The organism is Halopelagius fulvigenes (assembly GCF_055398025.1).
Genome location: NZ_AP043842.1, coordinates 19,147 through 32,872 on the forward strand (window position 1 = coordinate 19,147; position 13,726 = coordinate 32,872).

A 13,726-nucleotide genomic window follows, 5' to 3' on the forward strand; every position below is an offset into this window, starting at 1 on the left:
CGCCGAACGGGCGCGGGTAGGTGCCGTCAGTCGACGAGTGCGTCTTCGAGCAACTCGAGCGGGTGGTAGATGTCGTAGCCGGTGCCGTGTTCCATCTGCATCGCGCACGTCGGGCACTCGGTCATGCCGGCCTCCCCCTCGGCGTGCTTCATGTGTTCGAACATCTCCTCGCCTATCTTCATCGAGGTGTCGTACTTCTCCTCCTTCCAGCCGTAGGTGCCGGAGATGCCGGAACAGGAGTCGCCGACGTCCTCGACGCGGACGCCGTCGACGTCACGGAACAGTTCGACGGCCTGCCGGTGGAGTCCCTGATTACGGGCGTGACACGGACCGTGGTACCCGAACGACTGTCCGTCGAGTTCGGCGTCGGCGAGTTCGCCCTCCAAGTCTTCGTAGATGCGGAGGTACTCGACCGCCTCGAACGTGTTGTCGGAGACGTCTTCGACGCCGTCGATGTCGAATAGTTCCGGGTACTCCTGTCGGAGCGACAGCGAACAGGAGGTACAGGAGGCGATGACGTCCGCGCCGTCGGCGATGGCCGACGCGAGGTTCTCGACGTTCGTCTCCGCGTCCCTCCGAGCGTCGTCGAGCATCCCGTTGGCGAACATCGGCGTTCCGGAGCACTTCTGCGGCGGGACGAGTATCTCGTAGCCGAAGTGCTCGAAGACGCGGACCATCGCCTTCGCGACTTCGGGCGTGTTGTAGTTCGAGTAACAGCCGTGGAAGTAGGCGATTCGCTTCTCCGAGCTCTGAACGTGCGCGCCGCCGCGCTCGCGCCACCACTCGCGGAACGTCTGCTCGGCGAACTCGGGGAACTCCCGCTCTTTCGTGACGCCGAGGACCTTCTCCATCACCCACCGCGCGGGCCCGAAGTTCATCGCGAAGTTGGCGAGTTGCGGTACCTTCGAGGCGAGTTCGGCGGACGTGCGGTAGTTCGAGAGGATGCGGTTACGGACGTACTCCGTCGAGAGCGCGTCCATCTGGTCGTCGACGTACTCGCCGCGCGCCTCGTTGTGCATCTGCGAGAGCGGAACGTCCGACGGGCACGCCGAGTCACAGCGCATGCAGTTTGAGCACGACATGATGGAGCCGTCGATATCGGCGTCCTCTTTCCGCTTGAGTCGCCACTGCTCGGGGCCCTGGAACTTCGGTCCGGGGAACTCTTCATCCACCTCCGCGACCGGACACGACGTGTCGCACGTCGTGCACTTGTAGCAGTTGTCCGCGCCGGCCCGCAGGTCGAGGTTCCCCTCCGGGAACACCTCCGTCACGTTGGTGTCCTCCTCCGGTATCGCGCCCTCGCGGCCGGGGGCGGCGGTGACGCCGCCGTCGGTCACTCGGTGCTGTTCAGGTTGGTCGCCTGGTCGGTGCGTGTCGTCCGTTTCGTCGGTTCGGTCGGTCATCGTCGTATCTCCGTCGTGTTCGAATCTGTGGTCGGTTCTCGGTCCGTTCTCGCGGCTTCACGGCCGGCGATGATTCCGGTCGCCAGCGAGACGCCGCTCGCGGACTTCTCGCGCGCGACGTCCGCGCCGCCGACCACCGCGCCGGCGGCGTACAGGTTGGCGAACTCCGGGTCGCCGCCCGCGTCGAGCGGTCGCATCGCCTTGCTCGGTTCGACTCCCAACCGAGCGTACGCGTGGTCGCCGAACGCGTCGTCTACGAACCAGTCGTAGCGGTCCTCGGGTTGGGGGACGTGACAGCCGAACACCGGCTCCTGCACCGCGTTTCGGTCGGAACCGAGTCCCTTCCCCACGAGGCCGCCCGTGGCGAGGACGAACGTGTCGGCCGCGTACGGCACCTCCCTCCCCTTCCGGTCGACGAGAACCGATCCGAGGCGATCCGGCGCGCCGTCGGCTGTCTCGTAGCCGACGACCGGGTTTCCGGTCTCGTACTGGACACCCTCGTCGTCGAGCGCCGCGTACAGCCGGTCCTCCAACCGGAGTCCGAGGAGGCTCGGCGGTCCCATCGGAATCTCGAACACGTCGCCCCCGAGTCTGTCGCCGAGTTCGGCGCGGACCTCGCGGGTGTTCTCGTCGCCGAGAAGCGCGGGGAAGCCGACCCGCTCCGCGTCTCCGACATGCGGTTCGACCGCTTCGGCGAGGGCCCGACGGGCCGGCGTGCCGTCGATGTGTTCGTCGTGGTCGAGCGCCTTCGCGAAGCGAGTCACCTTCGCGTCCGCCGGAAACGTCTCCGCGTATCTGACTTCGGCCCCGGCGACGTCGAAGGGAACGCCGGCGGCGTCGAGGGTGTCCGCAACCATTCGAGCGTCGAACTCGGTGAACGACCGGAAGCCGACCACGAGCATCGACCGGTTCTCGCTTGCGAGGCCCGCAGCCACCGAACGGGGGTACCGGGCGGTCGGTTTCACCGCTCCGCCGAAGGTGGGGACGAGCGCGTTCTGGTCGGTGTGTCCGCCCGCGTACGCGTCGCCGAGCAACTCGTCGAACAGCGAGAGGCCCTCACGGAGCGCTTCCTCGCCGACGAGCGAGTAGGGGTGGTCGTCGGGTAGCTCGCCGAACTCGTCGTAGGGGCTGACCAGCGGCCCCTTGTACTCGCCTCGGTTCGAGCGCACCTCGCGGAAGTCCTTCCGCTCTTGGGAGATGTACTCGGACTGCCCGGCGGGAGACGACCGCTCGGGGACGTAGCCGAGGGCGTCGATCAGTCCCGACGCCTGTCTGAGCGAGGTTTTCTTGTGAGAGACGAGGCGGACGTCCGCGCCCGCTCGGGCGGCCGCGACGGCACTGGTCATCCCGGCGAGTCCCCCGCCGACGACGAGGACGTCGCTCTCAATCGCCACGGGTACCCTCCGTCGTACGAGCGGTCGGCCCCGAATCGAAGGCCCCGTAGTCCACGTCGTCGTCGCTGACGGCGGGGTTCGCGTCCCGACTCATCGTCGTCGCGTGGAGCATGTGGTTCAGCATCGCCTGCGAGAGCTGTTCCCCCCAGAGCGTGTGTCGCTGTCCCTTCCACCGCTCTTGGTACAGTTCATCGACGGCGTCCCGGGCCGTCTCCCCGTCGTATTCCCCGTACAGTTCGGCCCCGATGCGGTGCGTGCAGAACCCGCCTTGACAGTTCCCCATCGAGGCCCGCGTCCGGAGTCGCACGCCGTTGAGGTCCGCGCCGACCTGGTCGATGGCGTCGCATATCTCCGCGCGCGTGACCGCCTCACACTCGCAGACCGTCGGGTTCGGCCCGTCGACGTCCAGCACCTCCGGCGCTCGGTCGCCGAGTCGCTGGGAACTCCGACGGGCGATGGGCGACCGGAGGTCGAACTTGTCCATGCGTTCGTCGAGGGCGGACGGGTCGCTACTTCCCGGAAGCGGTACCTCGTGCGTCCGGCAGTCGGCGTCGACGCCGAGGACGTCGCAGACGTGGTCGGTGACCGACTCGGCCATCTCCCTGTACGTGGTCAGCTTTCCGCCGACCACGGAGGCGAATCCCTCGACGCCGTCGCGTTCGGCGTGGTCGAGGACGAAGTAGTTCCGGGTGACGTCGCCGGGGTCCGTCGTCGATGCAGGGTCGGGGTCGTACAGGGGTCGCACGCCCCAGTAGGCGCGGATCATGCGGGCGTCCTCGACGACCGGGACCATCTCGGAGGCAATGTCTATCATCATGTCGACCTCCCACTGCTCTTCGGGGTAGTCGTCTGGGTCGTCCACGGGGTCGTCGTTCGCACCGAGCAAAACCGTCGTCTCGTGCGGGATGATGGTGTCGCCCTCCCCCTTCGGGAGACAGCGGTTGATGACCGTATCGAGTTGACGGACGTTCGTGACGACCATCGCTCCCTTCGAGATGGCCATCTCCAGTTCGATGTCGGCCATCTCGGCCAGTTGCCCCGCCCACGCGCCGGTCGCGCTGACGACGTAGTCGGCGTCGATGGTCTCGACGTCGCCCTCGTTCCCCTCGCCGAGGTAGTTCGGTCCCTGCCGCTCGATTTTCACGCCGGTGACGGTTCCGTCGTCGACTACGATATCCACCACCTCCGCGTGCGTCTCGACGGTCGCGCCCTCGTCAACGGCGGCGGCGGCGTTGGCGACGCAGAGCCGAAACGGGTCTACCGCGCCGTCGGGGACCCAAATCGCGCGCGTCACCTCCTCGGTGAGGTAGGGTTCGCGGCGACGGGCCTCCTCGCCGGAGATGACCTCCGTCGGGATGTCGCACTCGGCGCACCCCTTTAACTTCTCCTCGAAGTACTCGTCGGAGTCGCCCTCGAGTTGGACGAACAACCCGCCCGTGTCCTCGATACAGTGACCGGCGATCCGGTGGAGAATCCGGTTCTCTCGCATGCAGTCGATCGCGCTCTCTTGGTCGCTGACGGCGTAGCGAGCGCCACTGTGGAGGTGTCCGTGAGTCCGGCCCGTGGTCCCCTCGGTGAGGTTACCCCGCTCGACGAGCGTCACGTCGAACCCCCGCATCGCGAGGTCGCGGGCCGTTCCCGTGCCGGTCGCTCCCCCGCCGATGACGACTACTGAGTGACTCATTTGATTATGAGGTCTCACGGCTACCGCCACCATAATTGTTGCGCCGACGGAATACGGCCTCTCACGCCGGGCACGGTCGCTTCGGCGGTTCCGCTGCGGTCTACCGACCTATGTCACGAGCGAGAGTTGGATCGAGGCGGCCGGCGGACACGCGCCGACCGCGTTCGAGACCCCACCTTAGTGGTCCTGCCCGTAGTCGGCGAATCGGTCCAGCAGGGTGTCGATCTCCTCGTCGGGGAGCAGCGACGGCTCGCCGACGTTGAGCGCTTGATACTGGATGCGCGCACAGTACTCGACCATCAGCGCCACTTCGAAGGCCTCCGCGACGGTGTCGCCGACGGCGACGACGCCGTGGTTCTCGAGCAAACAGGCGTTGTACTCGTCGCCCAGCGCGTCCAGCGCGGAGTCCGCGAGCGCCTGCGTGGCGTGCGTCTCGTAGGATGCGACGGGGATCTGGTCGCCGACGAACGCAACGAGGTAGTGCGAGGCGGGGACGGGTTCGCCGAGGCTTGCGAAGGTGCTGGCGTACGGGGAGTGGTTGTGGACGACTGCGCCCACGTCGTCGCGTTCACGGAGGATGCCCGTGTGCATATGAATCTCGCTGGACGGCTCCCGCTTCCCCGCCACCCGCTCGCCGTCCAGCGTGACGACCGGGACGTCTTCGGGCTCTATCTCGTCGTAGGGTATCCCCGACGGGCTGATAGCCACGAGGTCGCCGTTCTGTGCGCTGATGTTTCCGCCGGTCCCCTCGGTCAGTTCCTGACGGAGCATCTCTCGGCCGTGCCGACTCACTGCCGCGCGCTGCGATTCGAGTTCCGCGATTCTGTCGTCGGGGACGTCAGCGCCGGCGGACGGTTCGCTTCCGCCATCGTCGGAGTTCGCCTGCCCGTAGTCGGCGAACTTCTCCACCAAGGTGCCGATCTCCTCGTCGGGGAGCAGCGACGGTTCGCCGACGCTGAGCGCTTGGTAGTGGATGCGCGCGCAGTACTCGACCATCAGCGCCACTTCGTACGCATCCTCCGCCGTCGCGCCGGTCGCCAGCACGCCGTGGTTCTTGAGCAAACACGCGTTGTACTCGTCACCCAACGTCTCGAGCGCCACCTCCGCGAGTTCGGCCGTTCCGTACGTCTCGTAGGATGCGACGGGGATCTGGTCGCCGACGAACGCGATGAGGTAGTGCGAGGGGCCGACCGGTTCGTCGATGCTCGCGAAGGTGCTGGCGTACGGGGAGTGGTTGTGGACGACTGCGCCCACGTCGTCACGTTCACGGAGGACGTCCGTGTGCATTCGGTACTCGCTCGACGGTTTCCGGTCGCCTTCGACTTGTTCGCCGTGGATGTCGAGGACGGGGACGTCTTCAGGCTCTATCTCATCGTAGGGCATCCCTGACGGGCTGATGGCGACGTTCCCGTCGTCCGTCCTGACGCTGATGTTACCCCCGGTCCCCTTGGTGAGACCGTCGGACAACATCCGTTTGCCGAGTTCGCTGACTACTCGTCTGGGTTCGTTCACCGTCATGGTCGTGTTATTTCGACAGGAGGTGTTAACTCTATGGGTGGTGCGACTCGCGCGCCGCGGTGCGTCGTTTCGGTGGCGGGTCGGGCGACGCGCCTATCGCATTCGAGGGTCGCACAAGCTACTTTATGGTCCCCTGCGTCGTCCCGGACATGGAAATCACGGGTTATGAACTGTTCGAGGTTCCGCCCCGATGGGTCTTTCTGAAGCTCGAGACGGACGCGGGCGTCTGCGGTTGGGGGGAGCCGATCGTCGAGGGGCACGCGAAGACGACGAAGGCGGCGGTCGAAGAGATGATCGACAACTATCTCCTCGGGAAGGACCCACTCGAAATTGAGCGTCACTGGCAGGCGCTGTACCGCGGGCGGCACTTCCGCGGTGGACCGATCCTCATGAGTGCTCTCGGCGGAATCGACCAAGCGCTCTGGGACATCAAGGGCAAGCACTACGGCGCACCGGTGTACGACTTACTGGGCGGGCGGGCGCGAGACAGAATCCGCGTCTATCAGTGGGTAGGCGGCGACACGCCGGACGCGGTCGCTCGGGCCGCGGTGGAGGAGGTGGAGAACGGCTATCGGGCGCTGAAGATCTCGGTCGTCTCGCAGCTCAAGCGAATCGACACGCCGGCGGCGGTGGAACACGTCCGCGACCGGCTCGAAGCCGTCCGAGACGAAGTGGGCGACGACGTGGACGTCGCGGTGGACCTCCGCGGACGAGTCACCAGTGGGATGGCGAAGTGGATCGCCGCGGAACTCGACCAGTATGACCCGATGTTCTACGAGGAGCCCGTGCTTCCCGAACACGCGGGCACGCTTCCGCGCATCGAGTCGCACACCAAGGTGCCGCTCGCGACCGGGGAACGGCTTTACTCGCGATGGGATTTCAAGCAGACGCTCGGTTCGGGTGCTGTCGACGTCCTTCAACCGTCGCCCTCCCACGCGGGCGGCATCTCCGAAGTCAGGAAGATAGCGACGGCCGCGGAGTCGGAGGACGTCCTCGTCTCGCTTCACTGTCCCCTCGGACCGATATCGTTCGCGTCGTGCGTCCAGTTGGACACGACGCTGCCGAATGCAATCGTCCAAGCGCAGAATCTGGAGATTCACCAGACGGCTGAGAACGACCTGTTGAACTACCTCGAGGACCCGAGCGTGTTCGGATTCGAGGAGGGGTACGTCTCCGCGCCCGACGCCCCGGGCCTCGGCGTCGAAATCGACGAGAAACTCGTCCGCGAACAATCGAAGTCGCGAGTTGATTGGCAGAGCCCGGTGTGGTATCACGACGACGGGAGCATCGCCGAGTGGTAGCGCTCCCCCGCCGGACTATCCGGAAATAGTGAATCGAAATTCGGGCGCGCTGTTCGGAAATAGTGAACAATTATATGTGCCGTTGCTGTATCCGTTGACACATGAGAGAGAACGGCGACCCGCCCGTCAAGGCGACGACGACGAGCGCGCAAGTGTTAGATGCGCTCGTGGAACTGGGCGAAGCGAACCTCACCACCGTCGAGAACGAAGTCGAACTCTCGAAGAGTTCGGTCCACAACCATCTGGAGACGCTCAGACATCTTGGCTTCGTAGTCAAAGAGCACCGCAAGTACCGACCCAGTCTCCGCTTCTTCGAGATCGGCTCGTCCGTTCGCTCCGGGTTTCCCCTCTACCGAGTCGGCCGACGGGAGGTAGACCGGTTAGCGCAGACGTCCGGTCTCGCGGCCGGTCTGACGGTGATCGAACGCGACGCGGGAATCTGTCTCTACGAGTCAACCGGTCAGAAGGTGGAGACGCCGCCGGTCGCGGAGGGAGAGACCGTTCCTCTCCACTGTACTGCGCCCGGGAAAGCTATGCTGGCGAACCTCCCGGACGACGAACTGGAGTCGGTACTTGACGCGCAGGATGTCGAACCGTTCACCGAACATACGATTACTGATCTGCCGCACCTCCGAAAAGAACTTGAGACGGCACAGACACGCAGACTAACGTCCGACCGCGAAGAGTGGCGGACTGACCTGCGCGGTCTCGCCGCCGGAATCACCGACCCCGAGGGGCTGACGTTCGGAGCAATATACGTGCTCAGTCCGCCCGAGAGTATGTCCGGAAAACGCTTTCAGCAGGACATTCCCGGCCTCATCATCAGCTCGGCGAACAAGATTCGGAAGGCTCTCCGAAACACCTCATAGCGTTCCTGTAGACCGTTTTCTTGGTAGAAGAGATGCTAAACCCGGCGGGCCAGACCTGAGCCGAACTCAAGTTCGACTAAGAGGGCAGACTACCTGGGAAGAGGAGTGTCCATCCGAGCATTCCTCGAACGGAACCATCGAACGTGTTCCTGCCCCCAATTCGGTGTCCACTATATCTGAACGCTAGACGAAATGGTTAGTATACATGGGATAAGCATTGAGTTACAGTACTAGATCTGTAATGGGCGGTGAGAGATTACGGAGTTTTCATACAATCTATTATATTTGAGTACTGGAAAATAACCTCACGGTATATCGTAGTTTGTGTGAGTAAATTCAACCTTATTTTTGGCGAAGCTGCCGAGACGAGGCCGAGAGAACTCGGATTCCCGGTATCGAATCGAGTATAGATGGACGTCGGGGAGTCACAGCGAGAACTGCTACACCGACGTGACCACGCGGACAGACGTACCAATCACAGAACGTCGCCCCGAGGAAGGGGAGAATCGGTAAGAGAGATAAATAATACGTATTTAAATGGTAGGACGGACAAATGGATCCAAGAGCGCATTCGGCTTCGAACTGTCCGTGGCCTCGTAGGACGGATACAGAGATAGTGAATTGGATATTTTTGCGCAAACAGTTCGTTCGCGTCCGTCGACCGAGGGCATCGACGCAACGTGGGAAGAACAAGGGTTCAATTCCCGAAGCGAATTCCTTCGCTACGCAGCTCGTAACGCCATCAAGCACCTCGAGTTCTCACGAGAAGGGTGGAAGCAGACCACAGCGAACGAACACGTGGTCAAGAAATTCTTATGAGCTGCCCGCTGTCGGAAGACAGTCTCTAGTCGAGTCGATTAGTGTGGTCTGGTTATCTGGAGGAGTTCTTGAGTACGACCGAGACGAGAACGTGGTCGCGCTCACTGATCAGGTACGCTATCTGACTCCGTGGATAGAGGCCGTCCCCGACGGATAAAGCCGCGCAGAGAGCTGGTAAACCGTTCATGATCAGAATGGCTATGGGGCTGTTTGGATTCTGGGGTTGGCTAGTGAATAGAGCTTGTTTAGTTCACATGCTTCACTTGATATATTAATCTATTTGGGGTTCTGTTTAACCTCGGATAAAGAAGCCGGGTTCCCCAACTACTGTTTCCCCGAAACGGCGGCGTACATGTCTCTAGGTCCGAGAAAAGGCTCTTTGAACAGCGGTATGTATGAGTAGTATGTCGGTCGCTTCGACGTATCAAAATTTTCTCGCTGACGACGGCGTCCCCGTTCAGGACGTCACGCTCACCGACGACGGTGAATTGGTTGTAACCTCCCACACGCATACCGACGGCAGAGACCGCGACGACCAAATTCGCCGCGCGGTCATTTACTACTGGCTGATTTACGACGAGACGGACGTCAGGCCGCTTACCTACCGCCTCGTCGACGCCGAGAGTGGCATTGGACTCGTCTGTACGTGCCAGCCCAATTGGACCGCCGCGGCGGTGGCGTCGGCCGATGAGTTAGATGAAATGAGCCGCGTGAAACACGATGTCCTCGCCTACGTCCGCGAGACGGTCGAAGAGGTCACCGTCGAGAATCTCGACGACTACGCCGGCTGACGCTTGTTCCACCCCACGGACTGTCGAGTAGAATCAGTTCATCGGTGAGGTGCGGCGGCGACTCTGCCGGCGCTCCTCTTCGAGTGCGCGCTTGACGGCGTCGCGGATGCACTGTTCGTCGCCGTTGCCTTCAACCGTCACCTCTACCGACCGGTTGTCCTCGTACTTCTGAATCGTCTGCCCGCCGCTCGACGACGCCGGCGAACTCCCCGTACTCGACGAGGACGCGCCAGGGAGGTTGCCCGTCGTCGCGGGGATATTACCTGCACCGAGGGTGCCGCCTCCGGGTGCTCAGACGTCCGACGGTGAACGCGCCCTTCGACACGCCGCGCGGCAGGCACTCGGGCCAATGCACTACGGCCAGCGAGAAGAATAGGAATGACGAAACTAATTCTTCAGTTGAGAAGGAATCCTCTGCGTGACCATTACCTCCCCATCCCCTCGGACAGTTACTTTGTGCCCGCAGTAGCAAAACATGATAGTAGTGGTTTCATCCTCCACCGAGTTAACGAACTCCGCGAGTATTTCAGGGTCAATTGTTTCGTAGAGAGGCGGAAGATCACGTGATGGTGTATTTATTTCAGAGATTATATTCTCGATAATTTGCGTAGATGAGGCCATATAAGGGTTAAGACGGGTTAATTGGAAAGGTTAGTGGCTGATTATGTAAGGAAGAGGGTGACACCTCAACAGAGGGGGCTCTACTGCCGCGAACCCCCGGGGTCGGTCAGTCGTCGGTGGTGCAGCGGCGGACGGCGACGAGGGCGTCCTCCCATCTTCGGGGTGTTCGCCATCTTTGTGGCAGTAGTAGTCGGAATCAGTGTGTCCGTGACGTCGTCTTCTAAGTTTGTCACCTACGCGACCATAGGCGACTATGGCACCACTGGCATAACAGGGAGAACAGGCCCGTTGGCTCACCGTCGGAAATACGAAAGGCGGCGTCGGGAAGGCTCTTATCGCCATTAACGTCACCGGTGCGCTCAACGCCTGTGCCATGACACCTTGCCTGTCGACGCTGACCCTCAAGGGAACGCCGCTGAGGGCCTCAGTCTCCTCTTCGGTTTTCTGATATACCGAATCGGGAACGGGACGTGGTCTACTTCCTCGAAAGAACGTATACCTCTCACCTTGATACTTAGCAAAAATGCCTATCCAAGTGGAATCAGTGTCTGGCGTGTGACAACCCACGTCCGATGTGAGTCATGCGGTTGCACGCTTCTAGCGTTCTGTTCGTTAGGTCCGAAACCAATAGGGGGAGATGCGTGCCCGAAATGCGGGGGGACGGAGTTTTCCTTTCTCGAAGACTAACCCTCTATCAATCGATTTCGTATTTCTTCTTCGTCCCCGGTCCTCCGATTTATGCAGGAGAGGACGGTCTCGACGGCGTTTTGCTGTCGATGAGTGTCAGAAACTCCTGGAGAAGCCTTTTGTCTGCTGTGATGATATGGGTGGCATAGATTGAAGAGTTCCCAGACTTAGCCATTATGACAAAGAAACATCCAGAAACAGGGGGTGAGCCAGAGGTATTTGCAAAATGCACCGACTGTAAGAGCATCTATCCAGCCCAAGAACAGAAGAACGGGGAGTACCGTCCGATCGGGACTAAGGGGATGTGTTCTTGTGGTAATGACGAATTTAAACTTGCAGTCTGAAGAGACGGCGAGTGGATCCCAATCAAGAAATGTGGTGTAGCACTACGCTGAGGATATACGTCACAAGGTATCGCACCATTCTGATATTCTAAGGGCAAACGGCGGATAAAGTTGTGTGACCAGTTGGGTGACACTCGTCCAGATTTTGATAAGACCATACATTCTACTTTGCAACCGTTCGTCAGTAACCGACGTCGGTGGCGAGGTCGGCGTCGTGCCGCTTCGTGAGGACGGCCGCGAGGGCGTCAAAGCATTCGTGCAGTTGTTTCTTGGTTCGGGACTCCCCGGCCGGGACGCCGTCACTCGGGAGGATACCACACTCCGGGCAGTGGAGTTGTTCGCCCCCGGGCTTCCGGCGGCCGTCGACCGTCGTCTCCGGGGCATAGTCGCGGGCCGCGCCAGGGGCGTCGGCGTACCCGTCGGGAAACTCCCGTCGGAGTTCGTGAAAACACCACGGGCAGAGTTGGGTTGCCGCGAGGTCGGTGACTAACTCATAGGCGTCGTCAGGGTCAAAGTCGAGATACGTGCGGTTCTGAGAGTCGGGGGCTTCTGCGATAGGAGAGGAATCGGCCATGTGTCTGAGAGTAGAGTCGGCAAATCGGGCGGTCGGAAGGCTGTTCATCGGCCATCGGGTGTCGGAGAGAGGCAGAAACTAAGGCCTCGCCAGTGGGGTCATCGGCCCGGGGTACCCCGACGTTCATGGAATTGATTGTTTGTGTGAACGGGGTAGCCACCGGGCGGGCGCGCCGCTCCCATGGGGTTTGGTTTCGTAATGGGGCGTCCGTCGGAATACCCCCTCCCATGAGGTTGTTTTCGAGGAGGGCATCGGCCGGGCTACAACCAGCGCCATGGGGTTGATTGTTTATCAGATGGAGAATTTCCTCCATGGGGTGTCTCGTAATGGGAGGGAGAGGGGCAGACACGGCTATTCTCCGTTAAGTTCCTGCATAGCAAGGAACTTGCGCGCCGCCTCTTCCGCGGTCTGTGGTTCCCCACCAAATCCGGCCTCTTCAAGCGTCGGTTTTCCCTTCCGCTCTAGAAGCGGCACGTCGAACCCGGCCGACGGAAGGGCGGCCACGGCCCGGCGAAAGTCCTCGCCGGTCACGGATTGACTACAGTGTGAGATTATCCCCGTCGCCCGCGCGGCCAGTTTCACCGCCCCACCCCCGGAATCGCCCTCCTTGAGGTCCACGAACTTCTCAGAGTCCGCGAAACAGGACGTTCCCGTGTTATGACTCTTGTGCCAACTCGCGGCGAAGCGCGGCGGGTCGCGCCCAGGGTCCGTATCCCATTCGGCGGCATAGTGCGCCGCCACGTCGCGGACGTCGAGGGCTTCAACGGCCGCCGTCACTGTGTCGTAATCGGCATACTCCGCGTCGGAGTCCTCGTATTCGGCCAGTTTCGCGCGGGCCGTCTCTTGGCGCTTCTCGGCCGCTTGCTTTCGCGCCCTTTGTTCGGCGCGCTCCGACCGAACCCACTTCCGAAGCGTCTCCCGCCAATCATCGGCGTCACTGTCGGGCCAGAGCGTCCCCACAATGGCCGAGACGCACCTGGTGTAGTCTCCAGTCGGAAAAAGAACGCGCCGGCTGTCGCTGGTCTCGCGTACGGAGATGTTCACGAGGTGGCTGACGCGAACCACATCGACATTTCACGGGAGTACGGCTACACCATCGCTCGAGAACTCGTCGAGGAGAAGGACTTCGTCCGCATGAAGAGTGGCGGTGAGCGGAACACGGGAAAGGCGAAGAAACTCAAGCTTCGGTACGACGACCTTCCGACGGCACTCCAGGACCGTGCCCATGACCTCTACCGTGAGAACAACTCGGGAGGTGCCTAACACGACCAGGCTGTAACAGGATTACAACAGCACGCGGACGTACTGGGGGCGAAAACGCCCTCGGCGTGGTGTAACACTCCACGTCGCCTACACGTTCACCCCCTCCTCAGGGTGAGTGTAGGTAGTTAGTGTCGGTCGACTACCGTAAGGTCCGCTTCGTTTTCCGCTTCTTTTCCGCGGGACCGCTAATATTCGAACGTCTAAGGCGCCTCTGCCGTTGTTGTAAGTCTGTTACAGCATCCAAGAGCGTAGGTCAAAAGCGAGAAGCTGTCCTCTCGTGGAAATGCAGGCGTTTCACCCGGCTCACTGGGTTGTAACAGCGTGTTACAATTCACTTCACCCGAGGATTCTTACCGAGAACACGACGCCTCTGTCCCACGGTTCTGTGTTTGCACGCGCTCAAATTACGCTTAGTCCGCCTCCAGAACCTGAGTTCTGAGGCGCATATGCGAGTGAAT

The 13,726-nt window shown here is 61.7% G+C and carries 12 protein-coding genes; 5 read left to right on the plus strand and 7 right to left on the minus strand.

Annotation, left to right across the window (positions count from 1 at the left end; all coding sequences use genetic code 11):
- Positions 1–26: 26 nt before the first annotated feature.
- From ACZ522_RS00310 to ACZ522_RS00325, 4 genes are all read right to left on the minus strand, one after another.
- Positions 27–1,403, minus strand: a complete 1,377-nt coding sequence (locus ACZ522_RS00310) for an anaerobic glycerol-3-phosphate dehydrogenase subunit C (RefSeq protein ID WP_379695332.1) — start codon at positions 1,401–1,403, stop codon at positions 27–29.
- Complete coding sequence (gene glpB, locus ACZ522_RS00315; RefSeq protein ID WP_379695330.1) at positions 1,400–2,797, minus strand: glycerol-3-phosphate dehydrogenase subunit GlpB; 1,398 nt, start codon at positions 2,795–2,797, stop codon at positions 1,400–1,402. Before glpB ends, ACZ522_RS00310 begins: the two co-directional genes overlap by 4 nt.
- Positions 2,787–4,481 (minus strand): anaerobic glycerol-3-phosphate dehydrogenase subunit GlpA, encoded by a 1,695-nt coding sequence (glpA, locus tag ACZ522_RS00320; RefSeq protein WP_379695328.1) that lies wholly within the window; start codon positions 4,479–4,481, stop codon positions 2,787–2,789. The genes glpB and glpA overlap by 11 nt, the downstream gene beginning before the upstream one ends.
- A 177-nt stretch (positions 4,482–4,658) precedes the next feature.
- Positions 4,659–5,999, minus strand: coding sequence for a class II aldolase/adducin family protein (locus ACZ522_RS00325; RefSeq protein WP_379695326.1), 1,341 nt, complete (start codon positions 5,997–5,999; stop codon positions 4,659–4,661).
- A 149-nt stretch (positions 6,000–6,148) separates the two neighbouring features.
- Here ACZ522_RS00325 and dgoD point away from each other — a divergent pair, with 149 nt between their 5' ends.
- The 4 genes from dgoD to ACZ522_RS00345 all read left to right on the plus strand — a co-directional run bounded on the left by dgoD (position 6,149) and on the right by ACZ522_RS00345 (position 9,779).
- The gene (gene dgoD, locus ACZ522_RS00330) at positions 6,149–7,300 is read left to right on the plus strand and encodes a galactonate dehydratase (protein ID WP_379695324.1); all 1,152 of its coding nucleotides are present in this window, start codon (positions 6,149–6,151) and stop codon (positions 7,298–7,300) included.
- 101 nt (positions 7,301–7,401) lie between these two features.
- Positions 7,402–8,169, plus strand: coding sequence for an IclR family transcriptional regulator (locus ACZ522_RS00335; protein ID WP_379695322.1), 768 nt, complete (start codon positions 7,402–7,404; stop codon positions 8,167–8,169).
- Positions 8,170–8,796: 627 nt separating this feature from the next.
- The gene (locus tag ACZ522_RS00340; protein ID WP_379695398.1) at positions 8,797–8,988 is read left to right on the plus strand and encodes a ribbon-helix-helix domain-containing protein; all 192 of its coding nucleotides are present in this window, start codon (positions 8,797–8,799) and stop codon (positions 8,986–8,988) included.
- A gap of 404 nt (positions 8,989–9,392) precedes the next feature.
- A complete protein-coding gene (locus ACZ522_RS00345) occupies positions 9,393–9,779 on the plus strand; it encodes a hypothetical protein (protein WP_379695320.1) in 387 nt (128 codons plus the stop codon).
- A 387-nt stretch (positions 9,780–10,166) separates the two neighbouring features.
- Here the strand turns inward: ACZ522_RS00345 and ACZ522_RS00350 are convergent, their stop codons facing one another.
- The 3 genes from ACZ522_RS00350 to ACZ522_RS00360 all read right to left on the minus strand — a co-directional run bounded on the left by ACZ522_RS00350 (position 10,167) and on the right by ACZ522_RS00360 (position 13,070).
- Positions 10,167–10,400, minus strand: a complete 234-nt coding sequence (locus ACZ522_RS00350) for a HalOD1 output domain-containing protein (RefSeq protein WP_379695318.1) — start codon at positions 10,398–10,400, stop codon at positions 10,167–10,169.
- 1,212 nt (positions 10,401–11,612) lie between these two features.
- Positions 11,613–12,053, minus strand: a complete 441-nt coding sequence (locus ACZ522_RS00355; protein WP_379695316.1) for a hypothetical protein — start codon at positions 12,051–12,053, stop codon at positions 11,613–11,615.
- 303 nt (positions 12,054–12,356) lie between these two features.
- On the minus strand, positions 12,357–13,070 hold the full coding sequence (locus ACZ522_RS00360; protein WP_379695314.1) for a hypothetical protein: 714 nt from the start codon (positions 13,068–13,070) through the stop codon (positions 12,357–12,359).
- Between ACZ522_RS00360 and ACZ522_RS00365 the strand changes: the two genes are divergently transcribed.
- Positions 13,053–13,268 (plus strand): hypothetical protein, encoded by a 216-nt coding sequence (locus ACZ522_RS00365; RefSeq protein ID WP_379695312.1) that lies wholly within the window; start codon positions 13,053–13,055, stop codon positions 13,266–13,268. The two genes, ACZ522_RS00360 and ACZ522_RS00365, sit on opposite strands and share 18 nt — an antisense overlap.
- Positions 13,269–13,726: the final 458 nt, after the last annotated feature.

Coding starts and splice junctions, on each gene's coding strand:
- ACZ522_RS00350 (WP_379695318.1), bottom strand. CDS start 10,400: ATGGCCTCATCTACGCAAATTATCGAGAATATAATCTCTGAAATAAAT.
- glpA (WP_379695328.1), bottom strand. CDS start 4,481: ATGAGTCACTCAGTAGTCGTCATCGGCGGGGGAGCGACCGGCACGGGA.
- ACZ522_RS00355 (WP_379695316.1), bottom strand. CDS start 12,053: ATGAACAGCCTTCCGACCGCCCGATTTGCCGACTCTACTCTCAGACAC.
- ACZ522_RS00310 (WP_379695332.1), bottom strand. CDS start 1,403: ATGACCGACCGAACCGACGAAACGGACGACACGCACCGACCAGGCGAC.
- ACZ522_RS00335 (WP_379695322.1), top strand. CDS start 7,402: ATGAGAGAGAACGGCGACCCGCCCGTCAAGGCGACGACGACGAGCGCG.
- dgoD (WP_379695324.1), top strand. CDS start 6,149: ATGGAAATCACGGGTTATGAACTGTTCGAGGTTCCGCCCCGATGGGTC.
- ACZ522_RS00345 (WP_379695320.1), top strand. CDS start 9,393: ATGTCGGTCGCTTCGACGTATCAAAATTTTCTCGCTGACGACGGCGTC.
- ACZ522_RS00325 (WP_379695326.1), bottom strand. CDS start 5,999: ATGACGGTGAACGAACCCAGACGAGTAGTCAGCGAACTCGGCAAACGG.